Source organism: Thermonema rossianum DSM 10300 (assembly GCF_000426825.1).
In the GTDB taxonomy this organism is placed as follows: Bacteria; Bacteroidota; Bacteroidia; order Cytophagales; family Thermonemataceae; genus Thermonema; species Thermonema rossianum.
The window spans coordinates 14,122-33,281 of the sequence record NZ_AUGC01000004.1 but is presented as its reverse complement, the minus strand read 5'-3'; the positions used below and the strand labels follow the sequence as shown (position 1 = coordinate 33,281).

Below are 19,160 nucleotides of genomic sequence, written 5' to 3'. Positions count from 1 at the left end.
GCCTCTTTGTGTTTCTATGCAAGTCTGTTGTGTATTGCCCGGTTTTGGCTACTCAAAAAACATCCAGCTGAGCACCAGCGATAGCGTACGCCGCATGCCGGCATAGTAGGGCGTCACTTGGTAGCCATTGAAAGGCGGCGGTGCCATATTTTGGTTTACATGCGTAAACTGTATGGCCGCCCGCAGTTGCTTCACTTTGATGTTGGCATACAAGTCGGCCACAAAATAAGAGCGCAGCGCATACTCATCGGCCAGATAAAACACCTTGTGCAGCGGCGAGTAAGCATAAGCTTCATAGGCACTCTGATAGCGCCCGTCCACGCCAACACACAACTGCATGTTGCCCTTAAACAAGTCGCGCTCATAAAACAGCGAAGTAAACCAAAAGACCTCCGGGAAACGCCACACGCTCTGCTCGCCCAAGTCCCTTGACAGATACAATTCGTTTTGCCAATGGAGGTACTTCCATTGCCAGTGGGTTTTCACACCCAGCTGCCCCATAGCCTGCAACGCTTCGGTTTGGCGGGGCTGCACCCTGCCTTCACTGTCTTTTTGGAAATACACCCACGAAGAAGCCTGCACCAGGCGTACGAACGGATGCAAGCGCTGCCGTTTCAGTCGTACCGGTATCCCTGCTTCCAGCCGGTTGCCAAACACAGGCGAAAAGTCATTGTGCCAATAGCCGGTGCTTCCCCAATAGTACTGCTGTTGCCAGGTGGGCGACACATAACTGCTCTGTGCCGAAGCTTCGAACCAAGGCAGGCGCAACGACGCCCGCAGGAGGTAATCGCTTCCCAGGCGGTAAGTCCCTTCGGCATACACATCCATGCGCTCTTTGCGCAGGCGCAGCGCCCCCCCTATGTGGTGTTCCATGCGGGGCTTCAATACCAGGTTCCCCTGCGTGGAGTCGTTGTCCCAACCAAAACGCAAGTCATAAAGCCGGTTGCGGTAGAACAAACGGTACCGGAATGCCTTCGCAGCCCCTTTGATGCCCGCTTCATTGTAGAGCTCCCGGTATATGACATCATCCGAGATTTTATCCGAAGGCAAAGTGCCATAAAAACCGGTCTGAGGGTTGTCCGGTACCTTGTCATCGTGGTAGCGGTCGCGGCGGCGCAAATAAAACCCGCGATGATAGAGTTGAAACAAAGAATCGAGACGGTAGTCATGGTAAAGGTAATAGCGGTTTTGAGTCTGCCAGCTGCTTGCCCCCAACAGCTGTGCCCCCTCTTCGGCATACTGATAAAGGCTGTCGGGGGTGTCGTCTTCGTCCATCAGAATGCCGCCGTACTCCTGCATCGGCGCATTGAAGTGTGCGTAATGCGCCAAAAAGCGATAGCGCCCGTTCTTTGAACGGCGGCTCATGTGAAGCACAAAATTGTACTGTTCAAGAATGGCATCTTCGTTGCGGTTGCCGGTAGCCGCAAACTGGCGGAAAGTGTTTGTACGTCTGTAAAGAAATCCAAAATTCCACAAAGGCGTAATATTACGGCTAAATTCCAGTTCGGCTATTTGCTGCCCTCTTCCCCCCAAAGCATAATAGAAGTGCGTAAAAGGCGATTTGGTGTCGAAATACTTCACCTCTTCGGCTTGCACCACATAAGGCGCATACACATCCCACCCGTAGTGGCGCCCGATGGCACCCGGCAGTTGCGGAAACAGAGGCTGCGTGGCAGTACCTAAGTTATGCCCCAAGTCTTGCAGTAAATAATGACTACGACGCACCGGGTGGTAACGATGAAAGCCACGCACCGTCGTATCGAGCGAGCGCCAAGCGGTAGAGTCCCCCAACCAATCTTTTTCGGTAATAAAACGGGTGGTGGAGGTGCCATACACCTGCTTGGTGCTGTCGTCCAATATCTGCGCCTGCACAAAGCCCGGGGGAGCTATAAATAAAAAGGAGAAAACGAAAAATAAAATACTTTTCTGCATGAGTTTGGCTACTTCTCGCACACAAAGATAGCAAGCTTCATGGAACGAATCATGAAAAAGTGTATCTTTTAGGTATCAAGCGACATACCTAACGCCCGTTCACTTATGGCACATGACAAATATGCCTTATCTCTACAAATAAAAGAGCAAAAAGAGCGTGTCCGAAAAGCTATAGAAGAGCGCAGACAAGCACTTTTAAAACGATTTGCACAAATAACATTTGCCTGTTATATCGGCTTGATTTTAGGATTTTCTCTTATAGAGCAAGGCTTCACTGCCATTGCAGTTTATGGGAGTGGTGGTGCAGCCCTGTTTGGCAGTTTACTTTTTGGGCTTGCTTACAGGCGCTCTTTTCCATGGCGGTTATATGCAGGTTATGCATGCGCACACCTCGGTTTTATTCTGCTCGCCGGCTGGTTTGCCTTCCATATTGACGGTACGCTTCATTTGGCTGCCTTCATGATTTTGAGTGTTGCACTTTACGCCCCCGTGCTTATCAACACATTGTGGCATCCCGGTGTGCTTATTGTTTCCGGTGCTATTTTGCTGCTTACATTGCTGCTACCCGTTTTTCCGCCTCATACCGAGCTGTCTTTGATGGCGTTGGTGTGTAGTCTTCTTTTATGGCTGATTGCCCTGCTGCTGCAAAGGCAAAAACAAAAGGCAATGGAAGAAATGGTCAAAGCACATCTTATCTTTCAAAGTGTGCAACAACGCCTTTTCGAAAAAGAGCAGGCATTAGAAAAGCAGAGCAGCCGTTTGCGTGCTATCTTGGACACCCCCCAAGACATATCGGTATGGGTAGTTGACCGGCACTACCGCCTGATAGAATGCAACGAAGCTTTTCGCTTGGCGCTATCTGCTTACTACGGCGTGGAAGTAGTGCCGGGCATCGAGCTGCTTTCTCTTCCTCGCGACAAGCAGGAAAGCGAAAAATGGAAAGCTTATTATGATCGTGCCCTGCAAGGCCAAACACATACGGTATATGAGTCTTACAACCGGCAATATACCGAAATCACCTTCCGTCCGGTATATGAAGGGAAGGAAGTTACCGGCGTGGTAGTCTTTTCAAAAGACATCACCACAATAAAAGAGTCGGAGCGGCTCTTACAAACCATCATTGAGAGCACCCAAGACGGTCTCATGGTTCTGGACACCCAAGGCAGGTATTTACTCTTTAACCAACGCCATAAAGAGCGTATGCAGGCATTACTGGGCGTAACCCCTGCCGTGGGGCATTCTTTCTTTGCATTACTTCCTGCCCAAAGTCAAGAGCGTGAGCGTTTCAAACAACTTATGGAAACAGTGCTGCAAGGGCACCACTTGCGTGTAGAGATGCGTCTCAGCTGGAACCAAAAAGTATCGGTAGAAGTATCTGCCAACCCACTATTGAACGAAGCAGGCAAAGTCATGGGGGTGGCCGTATTCATCCGGGACATTACCGAAGACAAAAACCGCCAAGAGCTACTGCAAAGCATCAACGAACACCTGCAAGAAGGCATTTACCGTACCACCCTCGAAGGCGATATTTTGTATGCCAACCAAGCCCTGGCTCAACTGCTGGGCTTTGATTCAGTAGAAGCGCTCCGGGAAAGAAAAGTACAAGAGTTTTTTGCCAACCCCGGCGCTGCCCGGCAGGTCATCAAGGAAATACTCAATACGGGGCGGGTATCCAATGCCGAACTGCTTTTCAAACGCAAAGACGGCTCCACTTTCTGGGCACTGCTCAATGCCTCTTTTCATCGCGATACCGACGGGCAGGTTATCTTCGACGGTTCCATGCATGACATCAGCCTGCTCAAGGAAATACAGGAAAAGCTCATCGTTCAGAACGAAGAACTCAAGAAAATCAATGCCGAGCTGGACCGTTTCGTATATAGCGCTTCCCATGACCTGAAAGCCCCACTGGCGTCCATTCAGGGCATCGTGCAGGTGGCACGTCTGGAGAAAGACAAAAACGAGGTGTATCAATACTTGGACATGATAGAACGCAGTACCATACGCCTCGAACGCTTTGTCAAAGAAATCATACAGTACTCACGGAATACACGCACCCGGGTAGAGCCCGCACCTGTGGACTTCCGGCAGCTCATCGAAGAGGTCTTTGAAGACATGAGGTATCTGCCGCAGAGTCAACACATAGAAAAAATCATAGAGGTAGAAGAAAAAGCCCCTTTCTATAGCGACGTCCGCCGTTTAAACATCATTTTAAACAACCTCATATCCAATGCCCTCAGCTATTACAACCCCTACGAGCCGCACCCCTATGTGCGCCTGCTGGTAAGAGCAGATGCGCAAGAAGCGGTCATCCGGTGCGAAGACAACGGCTTGGGCATAGCCCCCGAACATCAAGACAAGATATTCCGCATGTTTTACCGCGCCTCCACCGACAGCAAAGGCTCCGGCTTAGGCTTATACATCGTGAAAGAAGCCGTCGATAAGCTGCAAGGAAGCATAGAATTGCAATCCACCTTGGGCAAAGGCACTACTTTTATCGTAAAAATCCCTAATTTGGCAAACCAAACCGGCAAAGTAAAGCCCCATGAAGATAGAAGAGTTTCGTAAACACGCCCACCGGCTGGTTGACTGGATGGCAGACTACCTCGAACAGGTAGAGCAATACCCGGTGAAGTCTCAAAGCAAGCCCGGCGACCTGCTTGCACAACTGCCTGCACAAGCCCCACAAAAGGGCGAAGCTTTTGAAGATATATTTCGTGACTTTGAGAATAAGATATTACCCGGCATCACCCACTGGCAACACCCTTCCTTTTTTGCCTACTTCCCTGCCAACTCAAGCCCCCCTTCGGTGCTTGCCGAAATGTTGATGGCTACTTTGGGTGTGCAAGGCATGGTATGGGAAACCTCACCGGCTGCCACCGAACTCGAAGAGCGGATGATGCAATGGCTGCGCGATGCCTGCGGGCTTCCCTCCCACTGGCATGGGGTCATTCAAGATACGGCATCTACCGCCTCGCTTTGCGCCATCTTGAGCGCACGCGAACGGGCAACCGGCTTTCAATGCAACGAATCGGGTTTATATGAACAAGCCCGCCTGCGCATATACGCCTCCGGACAAACCCACTCTTCCATAGAAAAAGACGTAAAGATTGCGGGGCTGGGCAAAGAGAATTTGGTGTACATAGATACCGATGAGCGCTATGCTTTGCGCCCCGAAGCGCTGCGCCAAGCCATAGAGGAAGACCTGCGCCGGGGGTATCGCCCCATGATGGTGGTTGCCAACATAGGCACTACCGGCTCTACCGCCATAGACCCGCTGCCTGCCATCGCTGCCATTGCCAAAGAATACGGCTTATGGCTGCATGTGGATGCCGCTTATGCGGGTACCGCCTGCCTCTTGCCCGAGTGCCGTCATATAATAGAGGGTATCGAACATGCCGACAGCTACGTATTCAACCCCCACAAGTGGATGCTTACCAATTTCGACTGCTCGGCATATTACGTAAGCGACAAAGAGACCCTTTTGCGCACCTTTTCCATTCTGCCCGAGTATTTAAAAACGGGACTGGAGGGACAAGTAAACAACTACCGCGACTGGGGCATTGCCTTGGGGCGTCGCTTCCGTGCCTTGAAGCTGTGGTTTGTGCTGCGCAGTTATGGCATCGAGGGGCTGCAGCAGATTCTACGCCGGCATATTATGTTTGCCCAGTGGGTCAAAACATGTATTGAAGGGCACCCTGAATTTGAATTGATGGCACCTGTGCCTTTGAATCTCGTTTGCTTCCGCTACCACCCGCAGGGCGTAGATGACCCGGAAATGCTCAATAAGTTGAATGCGACCCTCCTGCAACGCCTGAATGCCGGTGGCAAGCTGTACCTGTCGCACACCAAGCTGCGCGGGCAATATGTGCTTCGATTGGTGTGTGGGCAAACCTATGTGCAAGAGCAGCACGTACAGCAGGCTTGGCAACTGATTGAAGCAGAAAGCCGGCGAATTATTCGCCAAGCAAGTTTCCGGCAATAGAAACAAGTGTTTGCGTATGCACGGGCTTTCCGAAGGTAATTTTCTCAAATGCTACCACTTTTCCATTCTTGTCTATCAATAGCAACATGGGAGTACTTAGTGTACCTAATTTTTCTTTGTCTTGCGGATTTATATCATTAGTGAGTGATAATCCATGGACCTCTGCATAATGCTTATAGTCTGATTCTTCAAGTGAAAGCCCTATGGCTACCGGCACTATTCCATTTGGCATTTGCTTTTGGAGAAGAAGGAAAGCATCAATGCCTTTATTAATGCAATCGTCGCAATCGTTTTTTTCAAATACGAACCACAAAGAAGGTGCATCTACCTGGAAAGTGTAGCTTTCCAAGGCAACCTTTAACAATTTACTTTTTGCTTCTTCCGCAGAGCTGCGAAGTATTTGATAACTCTCCTCTTCTGTTTTCTTCGCAATTTTGCCTTCCTCTTGTTTTAGTGTACAACTAAAAAGGCCAATCAACAGTGTAAATAAAATGAGAGATATTCCCCTGTACATACGCTTTTTTCTTTTTGTGTTCTACCATTAAGATGTGTGCTCCGGCTTTTTGGTCCTCTTCTATGGGAAGTTCCCACTGAATGTAACCCTCTAATCGTGGTTGACTTATATCACTCATGTCTATCACAAGATAATAAGCGTCTTTAATTTCTTTTTCTGCTTCTTTTGTTTGCTTATTAGGTATCTGCACAAATAGCCGCTGTCCGTCGAAATAAGTGTACTTTACGTATGAAGCTCCAATAAAAGGATTTTGTTCCATTTCCTTTATCATGGGAGCAAAGTCTTTCCACACTTCTTTGAAAAAAGGCCAGTTGCTTATATCGTGTCTGTAAAGTAACCGAGCGCTTTTGGCATCAAACACTTCAATAAAAGGCTGCGCTTTGCCGATAGCTATCACCTTGCCATCTTCAGTGCAATGCAACATCCTTGCTTGGGCAACACTGCTCTCAGGGAGATGAGGTAAAAGCGTGTCAATTTGAGCCACTACCTTACCCGAACATAAGTCCATTCTATTGATCTGTCCCGGCACGTCAAAAGCCGACGTAAGCCACGCAAAAGAAGTACCCGGTTCTTTTGTGATGCTGCCTCCAAAAGAATTTGCTTCTGCTTTTATGCTGATACCCTTTCGGAAGTCAGGTAGTTGGTAGTAATTAATAGTACTATTTGAAAGGCTATAAACCCCAATGGAATCACCCAACTGCCAGGCCAAAACGGGATTTGACACTTCACCCGGCCCTTTCCCTTCTTCTGCTATTTTTTGAATGATACGAAACTGCCTATCGGTAAGGTAAGCCAAATGGTTCGATGCATTCAAGAAAACAAAACCTTCCACATTGGAAACCCTGACGGGAAACAAAAAAACCGGACCTTCAAAAAAGATAGTATCACTTAGCGCCGCAATGTAATCACGATTAACTGCAAGTTTCATCACCTGCAGCTCTTTTGCGCTGTTTTTACCATTGTCCTCATTACTTTGGCAAGCAACAAGTGAAAACAGCAAAATACATAACCAAAAAAAGCATTGTCTTTTATCCATAACTGTTTCATTATGTTTTTGAATTCCCCCTCGGTAAATAAAGCTTGCCAAGGGGGAATCAAGTCCTACATAGCTACTTCAATTTCAGGTTTTGCTTTGCGCTTGATGACGGTTCCGCCACTACACAATTTATAAGTCTCATACTCACCATCATCACAAACAACCCCTCTACCATCCACACCGGTACAACCACCTCCGTTAGCACTGCAAGAAACGGTAGCCCCATTCTCGCATGAAGCAGTTGCAGAACATGCATCTGCATAACTGTAGCCAATAAGGCACAACAATATGCCTAACAAAATTCTGGATTCTTTTCGAAGCAACATGATTCTCAACATTTTTAGGTTACACATAATCAACAAATACGTAGCGCTACCGAAAATCTTCGACTCCCGGGTGCATCGAAAATTTTCGAAGTCAAGAAATAAAAAAAAAAAAAACGCAAGCTTTTCTATGTTTTTTTTAAAAAAACAGAAATAACTTTCACCCTCCCCCCAACACATTCACTTCGGGCTGCAAGCAGATGCCAAAGCGGGCAGCCACATCTTTTTGTATATCTTTTGCCAGCTGCCATAGTTCGGCACCCGTGCCCCCACCGTAGTGTACCAACACCAGTGCCTGGCGCTCGTGTACGCCCACGGCGCCCCGCCGCTTGCCCTTCCACCCACACTGTTCAATCAACCAAGCGGCCGGTATTTTCACCTGCCGTTCATTCACCTCGAAAAAAGGCATGGAAGGATACTGCGCACGCAGACGCTCAAAAAGCGCCCTTTCTACTACCGGGTTTTTGAAAAAACTACCGGCATTACCAATCTGTGCGGGATCGGGCAGTTTGGAACGGCGTATGTCTATGACTGCCTGCGCTACTTCGGCAACAGAAGGCGAAGCGATGCCTTTCTCCTCGAAATATTGCTTTAGCGCATAATAAGAAAGATTAGGCACAGCTTGCTTTTTTAAACGCAAGCGAATAGCCAACACCAAGAAGTCGCCACGGGGCATCTGTTTGAAGATACTATCACGATAATCAAAAGCACAATCTTCGTTTTTGAGCGGCACCACCCCCTTTCCGGCAATCCAAACACGCACTTCGTCCAAGACATCTTTGAGCTCTACCCCATAAGCACCAATGTTTTGAATAGGTGCGGCACCTGCCGTGCCGGGAATCAGCGCCAAGTTCTCTATGCCGCCCCACCCTTGCGCTACGGTCCACATCACCAAGGCATGCCAATTTTCACCGGCAGCCGCCTCTATCAACACCTCGTCTTCCGTTTCTGCCACCACCCATCTGCCTCCGGTGCGCATATGCAGCACGAGCCCTTCCCAATCAGCTGCAAAGAGAAGGTTGCTTCCACCTCCCAGCACCAACACAGGCAAGCCGGCGGCGCGTGCTTCTTTCATGACAGCCATGGCAGCCGCTTCGGTAGTTGCCGCATAATAATAGCGAGCCACGGCCTCTAAGCCCAAGGTATTCCATGCCTTGAGCGATACGTTTTGGGCTACTTGCCAATGTGAAGAAAAAGGTTTCATAAGAAGAATGATTACTGGTTGTCGTACCATGTGCGCTTGCGCTCGAGGCGCAGGTCACGCAAAGTGGAAGCTTTCACCCGGATGGTAAAAGAATAGGACTGAAACTGCCCAAAGGGGCGCCAGTTAAAGAGCATCTCCCAGCAATGCAGGTCACGGTAAAAGTCGAGGCTGGTGGTGCTCAATCTTCCTTGTGTGAAGTCAAAACCCGAGCTAAAGCCAATGCGCCATTTGGGCGTCAGGCTCATGTCGCCCGAAAAAGAAAGGCTTTGGGTGACCGGGCGCTGCGTGCTTAAAAAGTTGTAGGTAAACTTATAATTGAAACGCAGATTCCAAGGAATGTCGAAGTCCACGTATTGGTCGGGGCTGGCTTGATAATAGGCTTCATAAGAAGTTTCGGGCGCCTGCAGGGGGTCCGTGATGGCCGTGGTGGGGTTACGCAGGCTACCCGGCACGGGTTCCGGGGTCGCGGTAGTGGTGCCACGCTTGCCGCGCAACACATCGGGATTGAGCGAAGCACTCACCGACATATCGAAGTTGGTAAACCGCCCGATGCCTTGCCCGGCATCCCATGCATAAGTATAAGACTTGATGCGTGACACCTGTTCACCAATCAAAGTATCGCGGAAGGCATAGGGCGCCAAGGTGGCACTCAAGTTCAGGTCAAACAAACCACCCACACGCGTACGTGCCCGGAACAACAGGTCAGAAAGCGGATACTGCCCTTTGGTTGTGTCTGCCAGCAAATTATAACTGCCAGTTACCGAAAGCTCATCCAACAACTTCACCTTCTCTGCTTTTTTTGCTGCGGCAGTGTCGGACTTAGGACGTAATTTAGCTTCCAAGGTATTGCGCACTCCAAACGAGATGCTGGCCGAGGCGCCCGGGGCACTCACGCCTGAAAAAGTGGGCAAATCTTGGTACACAGGATTGCCGTTGCCATCAATACCCGTTTGGGTACGCTGATAAAAGCCATAATTTTCGCCCGAAAAATCGGGGGCATACCCAAAGCCAATGGTAGGCTGTACGAGGTGCCGGATAGCCGAAAAGCGTCCACGCTTTGGATAAAAGGTACCGTAAATATTGGTGGAAAGCCCCGAAGAAAGGGAATACTGATAACTGCTGCCCCACTCTTTGAGCGTATCGATTTGCACGGCTTGTTCACTGTCGAGCCAAGTGTAGCGGTACTTTTCCCTGTAGAAGCGCTGCGAAAAATTGAACCCTACGCTCGCGTTCAGATATTTCAATACTTTGAACGGCAAGCTGACAGGAATACTATGTTGCAGGTTCATTTTGCCCCGTTCTACAAAAAGGTCGAAGTTTTCGGGGCGGAAAGCATACACAGAGTCAATGCTTTCACCGATGTTGGCTACTTTAAAATTGTAAGAAGGGGAAGTAACACGGTTGGTAATATCAAACGAGCCATTCAAAGTATAAGCCACATTCAATTGAGAGAAGAAGCCCCGGTTGTTGCCTGTCTTGCTTTTAAAAGGATACAGCGGGGTCATGCCTAAGGTAAAGGTGGGCAAGTTGAGATTGACAACCCCTGTATTGTTTTCCTGGTTGTGCCGTGCGCTGAGTGTCAGGGTAAAAGGCGTTCCCCGGAAACGGCGCGAATACGATACATTCGACTGAAAGGTATTGGTCAGCTGATTGGCCAGGTCGAACGATACCCGCCGGTTGAATTGCGAGCTACCAAAATTCAAGGAAGCTGCAAAGCGCCCGTCGCCACGGCTTTCAGGTGTAAAAGAGCCATTGACCCAAAACAGCTTGGTTTCGCTGCGCAAAATACTTTCGGTATTTTCATCGTAGCGCACATTGTAAGACACCGACAGGTTGCCCGAGTATTGATAGCGCCTTTTAAAGTTGCTTACCGCCTGTATGCCCCAGTTGCCGTAGGTATATACTTCTCCCAGAAGCTTCAAATCCATGTAGTCACTAATGGCCCAATAGTAGCCACCATTACGCAAGAAGAAGCCGTTCTGCTGCGATTCGCCATATACCGGCACAATGATGCCCGATTTTTTTTGTCGTGGCTTGGGAAAAATGCCAAATGCAAAGCCCAAAGGTGTGGGAATATCGGCAAGCTCCATATGAAAAGGACCACAAATGACGTTTTGGTTTTTCGTCAGCTTGATTTTGCTTGCCTTGATACGGTAGTGAGGATGCGCCAAGTTGCAAGTGGTGTAGTAGCCCCCGGCAATATAAAATTCATTTTCGGGGCTTCGCTTTACCTTAGCACCGCCCACAAAGCCCTCCGACTGCTCCGAAACAATATTAAAGATGATGCCCCGCTTGCTTTTCAAATTGTAATCCATAGAGTCGGCCACGAACTGTTCGCTACCTTCGGTAAAGACGGGGCGCCCTTCCGGTCTGCCGGTGCTGTCGGGCAGCGGGCGTGCCTGTACGATATTACGCTCCAGGTCAATGCGTATGACGGCCGCCTGCAAGCGGCTGTTGCCATAGTCTATCTGTGCTTCGCGGTAGAGCCACCCGCGGCGGGCATCCATTTCAAATATGGCCGAATCTTTGGCACTAAATGTGATGATATCTTGAATATCGCTCTTTGCTTTGGGCGTATGCTGCAAAGTATCGGGCGGCGTGGTGCGCAGGCTGTCGGTTTGTTGTGCCTGAACGGTCAAGCTCACACACAGCAGCAAAAGACTGTATTGAGCTTTTAGCAAAAAATGCGCAAATTTGTAAAAGTGAACTTTAACCGAATCTTTAAACATATGTGGAAGCGCGTCGTTTCTTTTATGGCAATAGTCTCTTTGTTCCTGGTTTGTGCGCCAATCAGTGCACTCAATACCCATAAATTCGTTCAATATAAGCTCAAAACCGTTGTGATTGATGCCGGCCACGGCGGGCATGACCCGGGCACCTCGGGCAAATTTACAAAAGAAAAGGACATCACCTTAGCTGTAGCTTTAAAACTGGGCGAAACCATCCGGGAACATTTGCCCGACGTGAAAGTCATCTATACACGCACGAAAGATGAGTTCGTGGAGTTGCATAAACGCGCCTCGATAGCCAATGAAAACAAAGCCGACCTGTTCATTTCCATCCACTGCAATGCCATTGACGCCTCGCCTGCCAAGCGTGCCGAAGTAAGTGGCACCGAGGTGTATGTGATGGGGGTGCACAAAACCGAAGAAAACCTGGCGGTAGCCAAGCGCGAAAACGCCGTAATCTATTTGGAAGAAGGCTATGAAGAAGTGTATGAAGGCTTTGACCCCAACTCGCCCCAATCCCACATTATGATGTCTATTTACTCGACCGCCTACCTCGAAAACAGCTTGCGTTTTGCCCAGCTGCTCGACTACCAATTCCGTGAGCGGGCCAAACGCCCCAGCCGGGGCATCAAACAGGCGGGCTTTGTGGTGCTGCATCGCAGTGCCATGCCCAGTGTACTTATAGAAATCGGCTATTTGTCGAACCCCGAAGAAGAGAAGTTTTTGAATGACTCATGGGGGCAAACCCTGATTGCTTCGGCTATTTTCCGGGCTTTCCGGGACTACAAAAAAGAACTTGAATCACTATAAATTCTTAGCTTGCACCTTTAAACAACATCAAAAACTATGAAGCTGAAACTATCGAAAGAAGCCAAAGTAGGACTGCTGGCCATCATTTCTTTGAGCATGCTCTACTTTGGATTTAACTTTTTAAAAGGACGCGGTTTTTTTAGCAGCAACAATACCTACTACATTCCCTACGACAACACCAACGGTTTGATGGTATCTAACCCCGTCACCATTCACGGTGTCACCATAGGCATGGTAACCAAAATGCGGCTCAACCAAGACAAATCGCAGGTGCTCGTGGAAGTGGAAGTAGATGGCGACATAGAAATACCCAAGGGCAGTGTGGCACTGCTGCGCGAAAACGGACTGCTGGGTGGTATGCAGATAGAGCTGCTCCTGAGCCGGTCGCAGGAAATACACCAAGACGGCGACACCCTGCGCAGCAGCAGAGAAGATGGTATGTTCACTGCCATTGAGAAGCAAACCAAGCCCATCATTGAAAAGCTGGACAGCACGCTTACGCTTATCAATAGTCTGCTGATAGATTTTGAAGGCGTCGGTGACATTTCGAAACGAACCCTGCAGCACCTGTCGGCAAGTGCCGCAGAATTGCAGGCCATGTTGCATGAAAACCGCCCTGTGTTGCACAGCACTTTGCAGCAAGTGGAGCAAATGAGTGGCAACCTGAACCAAGCTACTGCCCAGTTGCCGCAGACCATGCAAAAGCTGGATGCCGTAGCCGACAGCCTGCAGCATTTGCCTCTGCAACAAACCATCGAACAAACCCGCCAAAGCTTGGCCGCCCTGCAGCAGGTGCTCGAGCAAGCCAATGACCCTTCGGGAAGCATGGGGGCTTTGCTGCATGACAAGGCGCTTTATCAAAATCTGGTGGAACTGTCTGCCGACCTGGACAAGCTGCTTATCGATTTGCGTAACAACCCCCGCCGTTATATCAAAGTATCTGTTTTTTAAGCTTTTATTTCAGTTCAACCGGATGCCCGGGCGCTCGTTTCAAACAGCATGCCCGGGCATTTTTTTTATAACAACACTGCCCCATTTGCCACACTTTTATTTTTAATTTTTTAAATCCTTTTCATTATCATTGTGCAGATTATAGTAAAAACAAAAATATATTGCATATGAACAATTCTACTTCTGCCAAGCACCCGAAGGGGCTCTATGTGCTCTTTTTCACCGAAATGTGGGAGCGCTTCGGTTACTATCTCATGCTGGGCATTCTTTACTTGTATATGACCGATAAAGAATCGGGGCTGGCTTTCAATGAAGCTTTTGCCAATGATATTTATGGCACCTACATCGCCTTGGTTTACCTGACGCCCTTCTTGGGAGGCTTGCTTGCCGACCGTATCTTCGGCTACCGCTCCACCATCATTGCAGGCGGCTTGCTCATGGCCGGTGGCTATCTGACCTTGTCGCTTCCCGGCGTCATACCTTTTTACACCGCCCTGCTGCTGGTTATTTTGGGCAACGGTTTCTTCAAACCCAATATTTCCACCTTGCTGGGAAACCTGTACAACACCCCTCAAAATGCCTCTTTGAAAGATAAAGGCTACAATATCTTTTACATGGGTATCAATATCGGGGCGTTTGTCTGCAACTTTGTGGCTGCCTATATGCGCAACAACTACGGCTGGGGGTATGCCTTTGCTGCCGCCGGCGCAGGCATGTTGCTTGGTTTGATTATATTCATTGCAGGTCAAAAACATATAAAAGAAGCAGACGTAATACAACCCACACAAGCCGAAGACATGCCTTTGGAGCAGATTTTCGGTTATATTTTTGTGCCTGCCCTGCTTGCCGGTGCTTTGGGTTATTTTCTGCCGCGCCTCGTGGGGGTAGACAACTTCCTGGGTTCTACCACCAACGACATCTTTCTTTTTGCCTGCCTGCCCATTGTTATCTTTTATGTGTCGCTGTATGTCAAAGCCTCTGCTTCTGACAAAGGGGCAATAGGTGCGCTACTCTATATTTTCTTTGTGGTCATTATTTTCTGGATGATTTTCCACCAAAACGGGAATGTATTGACCGAGTGGGCCAAAAGCTATACCGACCGCAGCGTGAGCAGTGAGATGCAGGCAACGCTAAAACCCTTCGGTTTCTTGGAAGAAATAAAGATGCCCGAAAACATAAAAATACCGGAAGCGCCGGATGCCGCGGCCATTGCCCAAAGCATGCAGGAGGACTTGCCTTATTATTTCAAAAACATGCCGCCGCAAGAATGGCCCGCCCCCGGCAGCTCTATTTATGTAATCTCTACGGAGCTGTTTCAGTCGCTCAACCCATTCTTTATCATCATATTCACACCTTTGGTCATTGCCTTCTTCAACTTCCTTCAGGCACGGGGTGTCATCCTTTCAACGCCTGCCAAGATAGCTTGGGGCTTGTTTATCACCGGGCTTTCTACTTTGGTGATGGTAGCAGCCGTATTTGCAAGCCAAAACGGCGCCGTAAAAGTGAGTGCTTGGTGGCTGGTGGGCACCTATGCCGTCATTACGGTGGGTGAACTGTTCCTGAGCCCCATGGGGCTGTCGCTGGTGTCTAAGCTAAGCCCGCAGCGCCTGACCGCCGTCATGATGGGCGGATGGTTTTTGGCTACTGCCATAGGCAACAAGCTGAGTGGCGTGGTGGGTCATGTAGGGGCAGAAAGCAGCAACCTCGCCCTTCCGTTCTATATCAACTTTGCGGGGGCTATGCTGGCGGCAATCCTGCTGTTTGTAAAAGTGCGCTCCATAGCCAAGGTAGTGAAAGACAAAACGGGGCACTATTAATAATTAAAACCTTCTTTCTACTTTCCCGGGGCGGCTCTCTTTTGAGAGAGCCGCTTTTTTATTTGTGTTTGCGGTAAAGACGGGAAAATGCACCGGCTTAGAGGGTGTTTTTTTATATTTATTTTTTTCAAACAGAAGTGGAACTTGCATTATTCCGTCATTTCTTTGAAAGCTTTTTATTATTATTGCGCAGTTTAGTGTAAACCAAAAAATATTGCAGATGGGTATTTCTACGAAAAAAACAACACACCCTTCGGGATTATATGTGCTCTTCACCACTGAAATGTGGGAGCGCTTTTCTTATTACGGCATGCGTGCCCTACTGGTACTCTACTTGGTAGCCAATCTCGATAACTTCGGCTTTGGCATGGGTCGCAAGGAAGCCTTGGCTATCTATGCCATCTTCACAGGCTTGGTATATTTGACCCCCATCATTGGCGGATGGGCTGCCGACCGTTTTTTGGGCAAGAGAAAAGCTGTATATACGGGGGCTGTGATGATGGCTGCCGGTCAGTTTTTGCTGGCTGCCTCTGCTTTCATGGCACACAGCTTGGACCCCGATTTGCGCTTCTTTATTTTTTCTTATGGCTTGGGCTGTTTAATCTTCGGCAACGGCTTCTTTAAGCCCAATATCTCCACTATTGTGGGCGACCTGTATGACGACAACGACCCGCGCAAAGATTCAGCTTTCAATATTTTTTACATGGGCATCAACTTGGGGGCTATTTTAGGTCCCTTCTTGGCAGGTGCCTTGGGCGAACAAGTGCATTGGGGCTGGGGTTTCTTCTCTGCCGGCGTGGGCATGCTCATCAGCATGTTGATTCTCTTTGCCAAAGAAACATCGCTGAATGGGTATGGTTTGCCGCCGCATGCCAAGTTAGGGCAAACCCGTCTGACCAACAAAGACTGGGCAGAGCTGGTTGTTTTGGCGGTCGTGCTTATTTTACTCACCGGCGGCATCATCTGGGGGTGGCGGCAACTGCCCGATACCACCACCGATGTGATTGTAAAAGCAGGCTTTGCCGTCCTCATCTTGGGACTTCTTTGGGTCATTGTGAGCAATACCAAAGGGGCAACCGAGTGGAGCCGCATGGGCGTTATATTGGTGCTGGCATTCTTCAATGTAGCCTTCTGGGCAGGCTTTGAGCAGGCAGGTGGCACTTTCAACCTTTTTGCTGAGGAAAAAACCAACCGTTTCATAGAAGCATTGAACTGGGAAGTGCCCACTACGTGGTTCCAAAACATCAACCCGCTGGCCATTTTGATATTCGCTCCGCTCTTTTCGGTCATGTGGTTGAAGCTGGACCAACGCAAACTCAACCCCCGCACCCCTATTAAATTTGCCTTAGGGCTGCTGCTGGGAGGACTTGCCTTTGCCATCATGACCCAAGCCGATGCCTTGGCAGAACACGGCAAAGTGTCGCCGCTGTGGCTGGTAGCCGTGTATGTCATTCTTACGCTGGGTGAGCTGATGCTTTCGCCCATTGGGCTTTCGATGATTACCAAGCTGGCCCCCCGCAAGCTGGTGAGCGTGGTCATGGGCTTGTGGATGGCGAGCTTCGCTGCCGGCAACTACCTGGCAGGCATGCTGGAGACTTTCTTGGAAGAATTCAATGCCCACCAAGCCGAAACCCAAGGCTTCATGCTTGAGCTATACCCCTTCATTACTTACTGGATGCTGGGCAGTGGCATTGTGCTGATTCTGCTTTCTCCGTTGCTCAACAAAGCCATGAAAGGGATTCACTAAGAAAAAAAGAACCTTTATTACCTGTAATGCCAGACAGCCTTCTTGGAAGGTTGTCTTTTTTTTGACCGCAGTTGCAAGCTTGTAAAAATGTTATCTGCTATCTTTTTGCTTTTATCTTGCTTTGCTTAATAAAATTCCAATATATTTATACAAATGACTTGCCTAAAATAATAACACCCATGACAAAACGCATTGAAGACCCCGAAAAACTTGTGCCTAAGATTGCCGAGGCTCTCCGGCGCGCAGGCATATCCGCAAAGGTATATGCCGAAGGAAAAGTCATACACCTGGAGAAAATTTACTATCCGGAAACACCCGAAACGGATAATTTCATCCGGCAGGCACTCCAGATACCTGCCAATGTAGGGTTTAACGGAGCTATAAAAACTGCTTTCTTGCTGCGGGTGGTACTTGAAAAAGCAGGCATCGGCGGTAAGCTTGGCAGAGGCACCAAACGCAAAACCACCATCCGCTCGTGCTATTACATAGAGCCGGATACCCCACAAGCCAAACAATAGACAAACAGACAGACAGTGATGAGCGCTTTCTTAAGAGTAGTTTAAAATGATTACAAAACTACCCCATCTCAAAACTTTATTTGCTATATTCATAGCCGTGATTTAAAAAATAAAGAATATGATATACCATAAGAAAGGCTTACCCATACTTTTATGCGTGCTGCTATTACAAATCGTCGCTTGTGGAAGCAATCCCATCGAGCACCTGAATGCAAGAATTGAGCGGCTTGTCAGGGATAAAGAATTTTCGGAAGACGACTTCAAAAAGATTCTAAAAGAAGCTGAAAAACTCGATATTCCTGCTTTCAAAAATGCAGAAGGTAACATTGACCCGGACAAGCTGTACCAATACGTAAAAAAATACCTTGAAAGCCGCAGCAACGACCTCACGGTAAATAACCTGTGGACTCCAAGTACTCCCCAAAAAGCCGGCAAGTTCAATGTACATGCCTTTATAGAAAACTCAGCCAGCATGGACGGCTACGTAAACGGCGTTACGCAATTCGAATCGGCCGTCTATAACCTGTTGGCAGACTTCAAGATTGCCGATTTTTGTGACAGCCTTAATCTCTATTACATCAACCAAACCGTACCCTACAAGAAACTCAATGCCCTTCCCGAAGATATTGAGGATTTTATTCAAAAACTGGAGCCGGATGTGTTTCGCTTACGGGGCGGCAACCGCAGTGTATCCGACTTAAAAGAAGTAGTAGAGTATCTGCTCAAGCAGGTGAATGAAAGAAATGCCACCGTGTTGGTTTCGGATTTTGTGTTTTCGCCGGGCCCAAAGTCTAATTCATCACCCCAAGATTATTTGACCAACCAAAGCATCGGCATGCGCATCTTGTTCAGCGAGCAACTCAAAAAGCAGGATTTGGGCGTCATTGTTCTTCACATGGAATCCAACTTCAAGGGCTATTACTACCGGGTAGTCCCTCCGCCAGTCTTGTTTGAAGGCACCCGCCCCTACTACATCTGGATTATAGGCACCGACGAGCAAATACAGCGCATTCTTCAGGAAAAAATAGTGGAAAATATCAAAGGAGGCTATCTGCATAAATATGTGTTGCTGCCCGCCGGCAAAAAAGACCTCCCTTTTAAGCTGCTGACCAACCCTCGTGAAGGAAGCTTTGACCTGGCAGGCTTAAGCACGGGGCAACTGCTGAATGCAAAAGAAGACCCCGAAAAAAAACGTTTTACATTCCATATGAACGTCGATTTGTCGGGCTTGCCCTTTGACGAGGCGAGCCTTACCAACCCATCTGCTTGGCGCATCAGCAACCCCAACTATAAACTGAGCATACGCCCGCTCACCCCACAAGAAAAGAACGCGCAGCAGGCATTTACTCATCGATTCACGCTAACGACCGGCACCCTCGCCGAAGAGCAGCTGCACATAGCTTTTGTTCCTCAATTTCCGGAATGGGTCAAGGAAGCCGGCAGCACCGACGACCGGGACATAGCCAATGACCCCGAAGAGCAAAAAAAGACTTTTGGGTTTTACCATCTGTTCAGTGGCGTGTATGAAGCTTTCTATCCACCGCAAAAAGAGAATGAAGCTGCTTTTATAAATATCAACATTAAACTACAAAAATAG

14 protein-coding genes are annotated in these 19,160 nt (G+C 48.7%); 8 read left to right on the top strand and 6 right to left on the bottom strand.

All coding sequences use genetic code 11. The features are described 5' to 3' along the window. Positions 1-48 precede the first annotated feature (48 nt). The gene (locus K384_RS02460) at positions 49-1,932 is read right to left on the bottom strand and encodes a putative porin (RefSeq protein ID WP_038029103.1); all 1,884 of its coding nucleotides are present in this window, start codon (positions 1,930-1,932) and stop codon (positions 49-51) included. A 105-nt stretch (positions 1,933-2,037) separates the two neighbouring features. On the opposite strand from K384_RS02460, the gene K384_RS13220 reads away from it, so the two are divergent. Continuing rightward, the gene (locus K384_RS13220) at positions 2,038-4,497 is read left to right on the top strand and encodes a PAS domain S-box protein (protein ID WP_051633042.1); all 2,460 of its coding nucleotides are present in this window, start codon (positions 2,038-2,040) and stop codon (positions 4,495-4,497) included. Further along, positions 4,475-5,914, top strand: a complete 1,440-nt coding sequence (locus K384_RS02450; RefSeq protein WP_038029102.1) for a pyridoxal phosphate-dependent decarboxylase family protein — start codon at positions 4,475-4,477, stop codon at positions 5,912-5,914. Before K384_RS13220 ends, K384_RS02450 begins: the two co-directional genes overlap by 23 nt. On the opposite strand, the gene K384_RS02445 is transcribed toward K384_RS02450, so the two are convergent. The 5 genes from K384_RS02445 to K384_RS02420 form a co-directional block, all read right to left on the bottom strand. After that, complete coding sequence (locus K384_RS02445; RefSeq protein ID WP_157630022.1) at positions 5,886-6,428, bottom strand: hypothetical protein; 543 nt, start codon at positions 6,426-6,428, stop codon at positions 5,886-5,888. The genes K384_RS02450 and K384_RS02445 overlap by 29 nt on opposite strands. Next, complete coding sequence (locus K384_RS02440) at positions 6,376-7,464, bottom strand: hypothetical protein (RefSeq protein WP_038029100.1); 1,089 nt, start codon at positions 7,462-7,464, stop codon at positions 6,376-6,378. The genes K384_RS02445 and K384_RS02440 overlap by 53 nt, the downstream gene beginning before the upstream one ends. Positions 7,465-7,529: 65 nt before the next feature. Next, positions 7,530-7,790 carry a hypothetical protein gene (locus tag K384_RS02435; RefSeq protein WP_157630021.1) on the bottom strand — a complete coding sequence of 87 codons (261 nt, stop codon included), beginning with the start codon at positions 7,788-7,790 and terminating at the stop codon, positions 7,530-7,532. Between the two features lie 157 nt (positions 7,791-7,947). Further along, complete coding sequence (murB, locus tag K384_RS02425; RefSeq protein ID WP_038029096.1) at positions 7,948-8,991, bottom strand: UDP-N-acetylmuramate dehydrogenase; 1,044 nt, start codon at positions 8,989-8,991, stop codon at positions 7,948-7,950. 11 nt (positions 8,992-9,002) lie between these two features. Further along, positions 9,003-11,672: a putative LPS assembly protein LptD gene (locus K384_RS02420; protein WP_157630020.1), complete on the bottom strand. Its 2,670-nt coding sequence runs from the start codon at positions 11,670-11,672 to the stop codon at positions 9,003-9,005. A 48-nt stretch (positions 11,673-11,720) separates the two neighbouring features. On the opposite strand from K384_RS02420, the gene K384_RS02415 reads away from it, so the two are divergent. The 6 genes from K384_RS02415 (at position 11,721) to K384_RS02390 (ending at position 19,160) form a co-directional block, all read left to right on the top strand. Next, positions 11,721-12,530: an N-acetylmuramoyl-L-alanine amidase family protein gene (locus K384_RS02415; RefSeq protein ID WP_038029092.1), complete on the top strand. Its 810-nt coding sequence runs from the start codon at positions 11,721-11,723 to the stop codon at positions 12,528-12,530. Positions 12,531-12,566: 36 nt separating this feature from the next. Then, positions 12,567-13,481: an MlaD family protein gene (locus tag K384_RS02410; protein ID WP_051633041.1), complete on the top strand. Its 915-nt coding sequence runs from the start codon at positions 12,567-12,569 to the stop codon at positions 13,479-13,481. A gap of 167 nt (positions 13,482-13,648) precedes the next feature. After that, complete coding sequence (locus K384_RS02405) at positions 13,649-15,298, top strand: peptide MFS transporter (RefSeq protein ID WP_038029090.1); 1,650 nt, start codon at positions 13,649-13,651, stop codon at positions 15,296-15,298. A gap of 220 nt (positions 15,299-15,518) precedes the next feature. Beyond that, positions 15,519-17,045, top strand: coding sequence for a peptide MFS transporter (locus K384_RS02400; RefSeq protein WP_038029088.1), 1,527 nt, complete (start codon positions 15,519-15,521; stop codon positions 17,043-17,045). A 179-nt stretch (positions 17,046-17,224) separates the two neighbouring features. After that, positions 17,225-17,563 (top strand): hypothetical protein, encoded by a 339-nt coding sequence (locus K384_RS02395; protein WP_038029086.1) that lies wholly within the window; start codon positions 17,225-17,227, stop codon positions 17,561-17,563. A 118-nt stretch (positions 17,564-17,681) separates the two neighbouring features. Further along, positions 17,682-19,160, top strand: a complete 1,479-nt coding sequence (locus K384_RS02390) for a hypothetical protein (protein ID WP_038029084.1) — start codon at positions 17,682-17,684, stop codon at positions 19,158-19,160.

Coding starts and splice junctions, on each gene's coding strand:
- K384_RS02460 (WP_038029103.1), bottom strand. CDS start 1,932: ATGCAGAAAAGTATTTTATTTTTCGTTTTCTCCTTTTTATTTATAGCT.
- K384_RS13220 (WP_051633042.1), top strand. CDS start 2,038: ATGGCACATGACAAATATGCCTTATCTCTACAAATAAAAGAGCAAAAA.
- K384_RS02450 (WP_038029102.1), top strand. CDS start 4,475: ATGAAGATAGAAGAGTTTCGTAAACACGCCCACCGGCTGGTTGACTGG.
- K384_RS02445 (WP_157630022.1), bottom strand. CDS start 6,428: ATGTACAGGGGAATATCTCTCATTTTATTTACACTGTTGATTGGCCTT.
- K384_RS02440 (WP_038029100.1), bottom strand. CDS start 7,464: ATGGATAAAAGACAATGCTTTTTTTGGTTATGTATTTTGCTGTTTTCA.
- K384_RS02435 (WP_157630021.1), bottom strand. CDS start 7,790: ATGTTGCTTCGAAAAGAATCCAGAATTTTGTTAGGCATATTGTTGTGC.
- murB (WP_038029096.1), bottom strand. CDS start 8,991: ATGAAACCTTTTTCTTCACATTGGCAAGTAGCCCAAAACGTATCGCTC.
- K384_RS02415 (WP_038029092.1), top strand. CDS start 11,721: ATGTGGAAGCGCGTCGTTTCTTTTATGGCAATAGTCTCTTTGTTCCTG.
- K384_RS02410 (WP_051633041.1), top strand. CDS start 12,567: ATGAAGCTGAAACTATCGAAAGAAGCCAAAGTAGGACTGCTGGCCATC.
- K384_RS02405 (WP_038029090.1), top strand. CDS start 13,649: ATGAACAATTCTACTTCTGCCAAGCACCCGAAGGGGCTCTATGTGCTC.
- K384_RS02400 (WP_038029088.1), top strand. CDS start 15,519: ATGGGTATTTCTACGAAAAAAACAACACACCCTTCGGGATTATATGTG.
- K384_RS02395 (WP_038029086.1), top strand. CDS start 17,225: ATGACAAAACGCATTGAAGACCCCGAAAAACTTGTGCCTAAGATTGCC.
- K384_RS02390 (WP_038029084.1), top strand. CDS start 17,682: ATGATATACCATAAGAAAGGCTTACCCATACTTTTATGCGTGCTGCTA.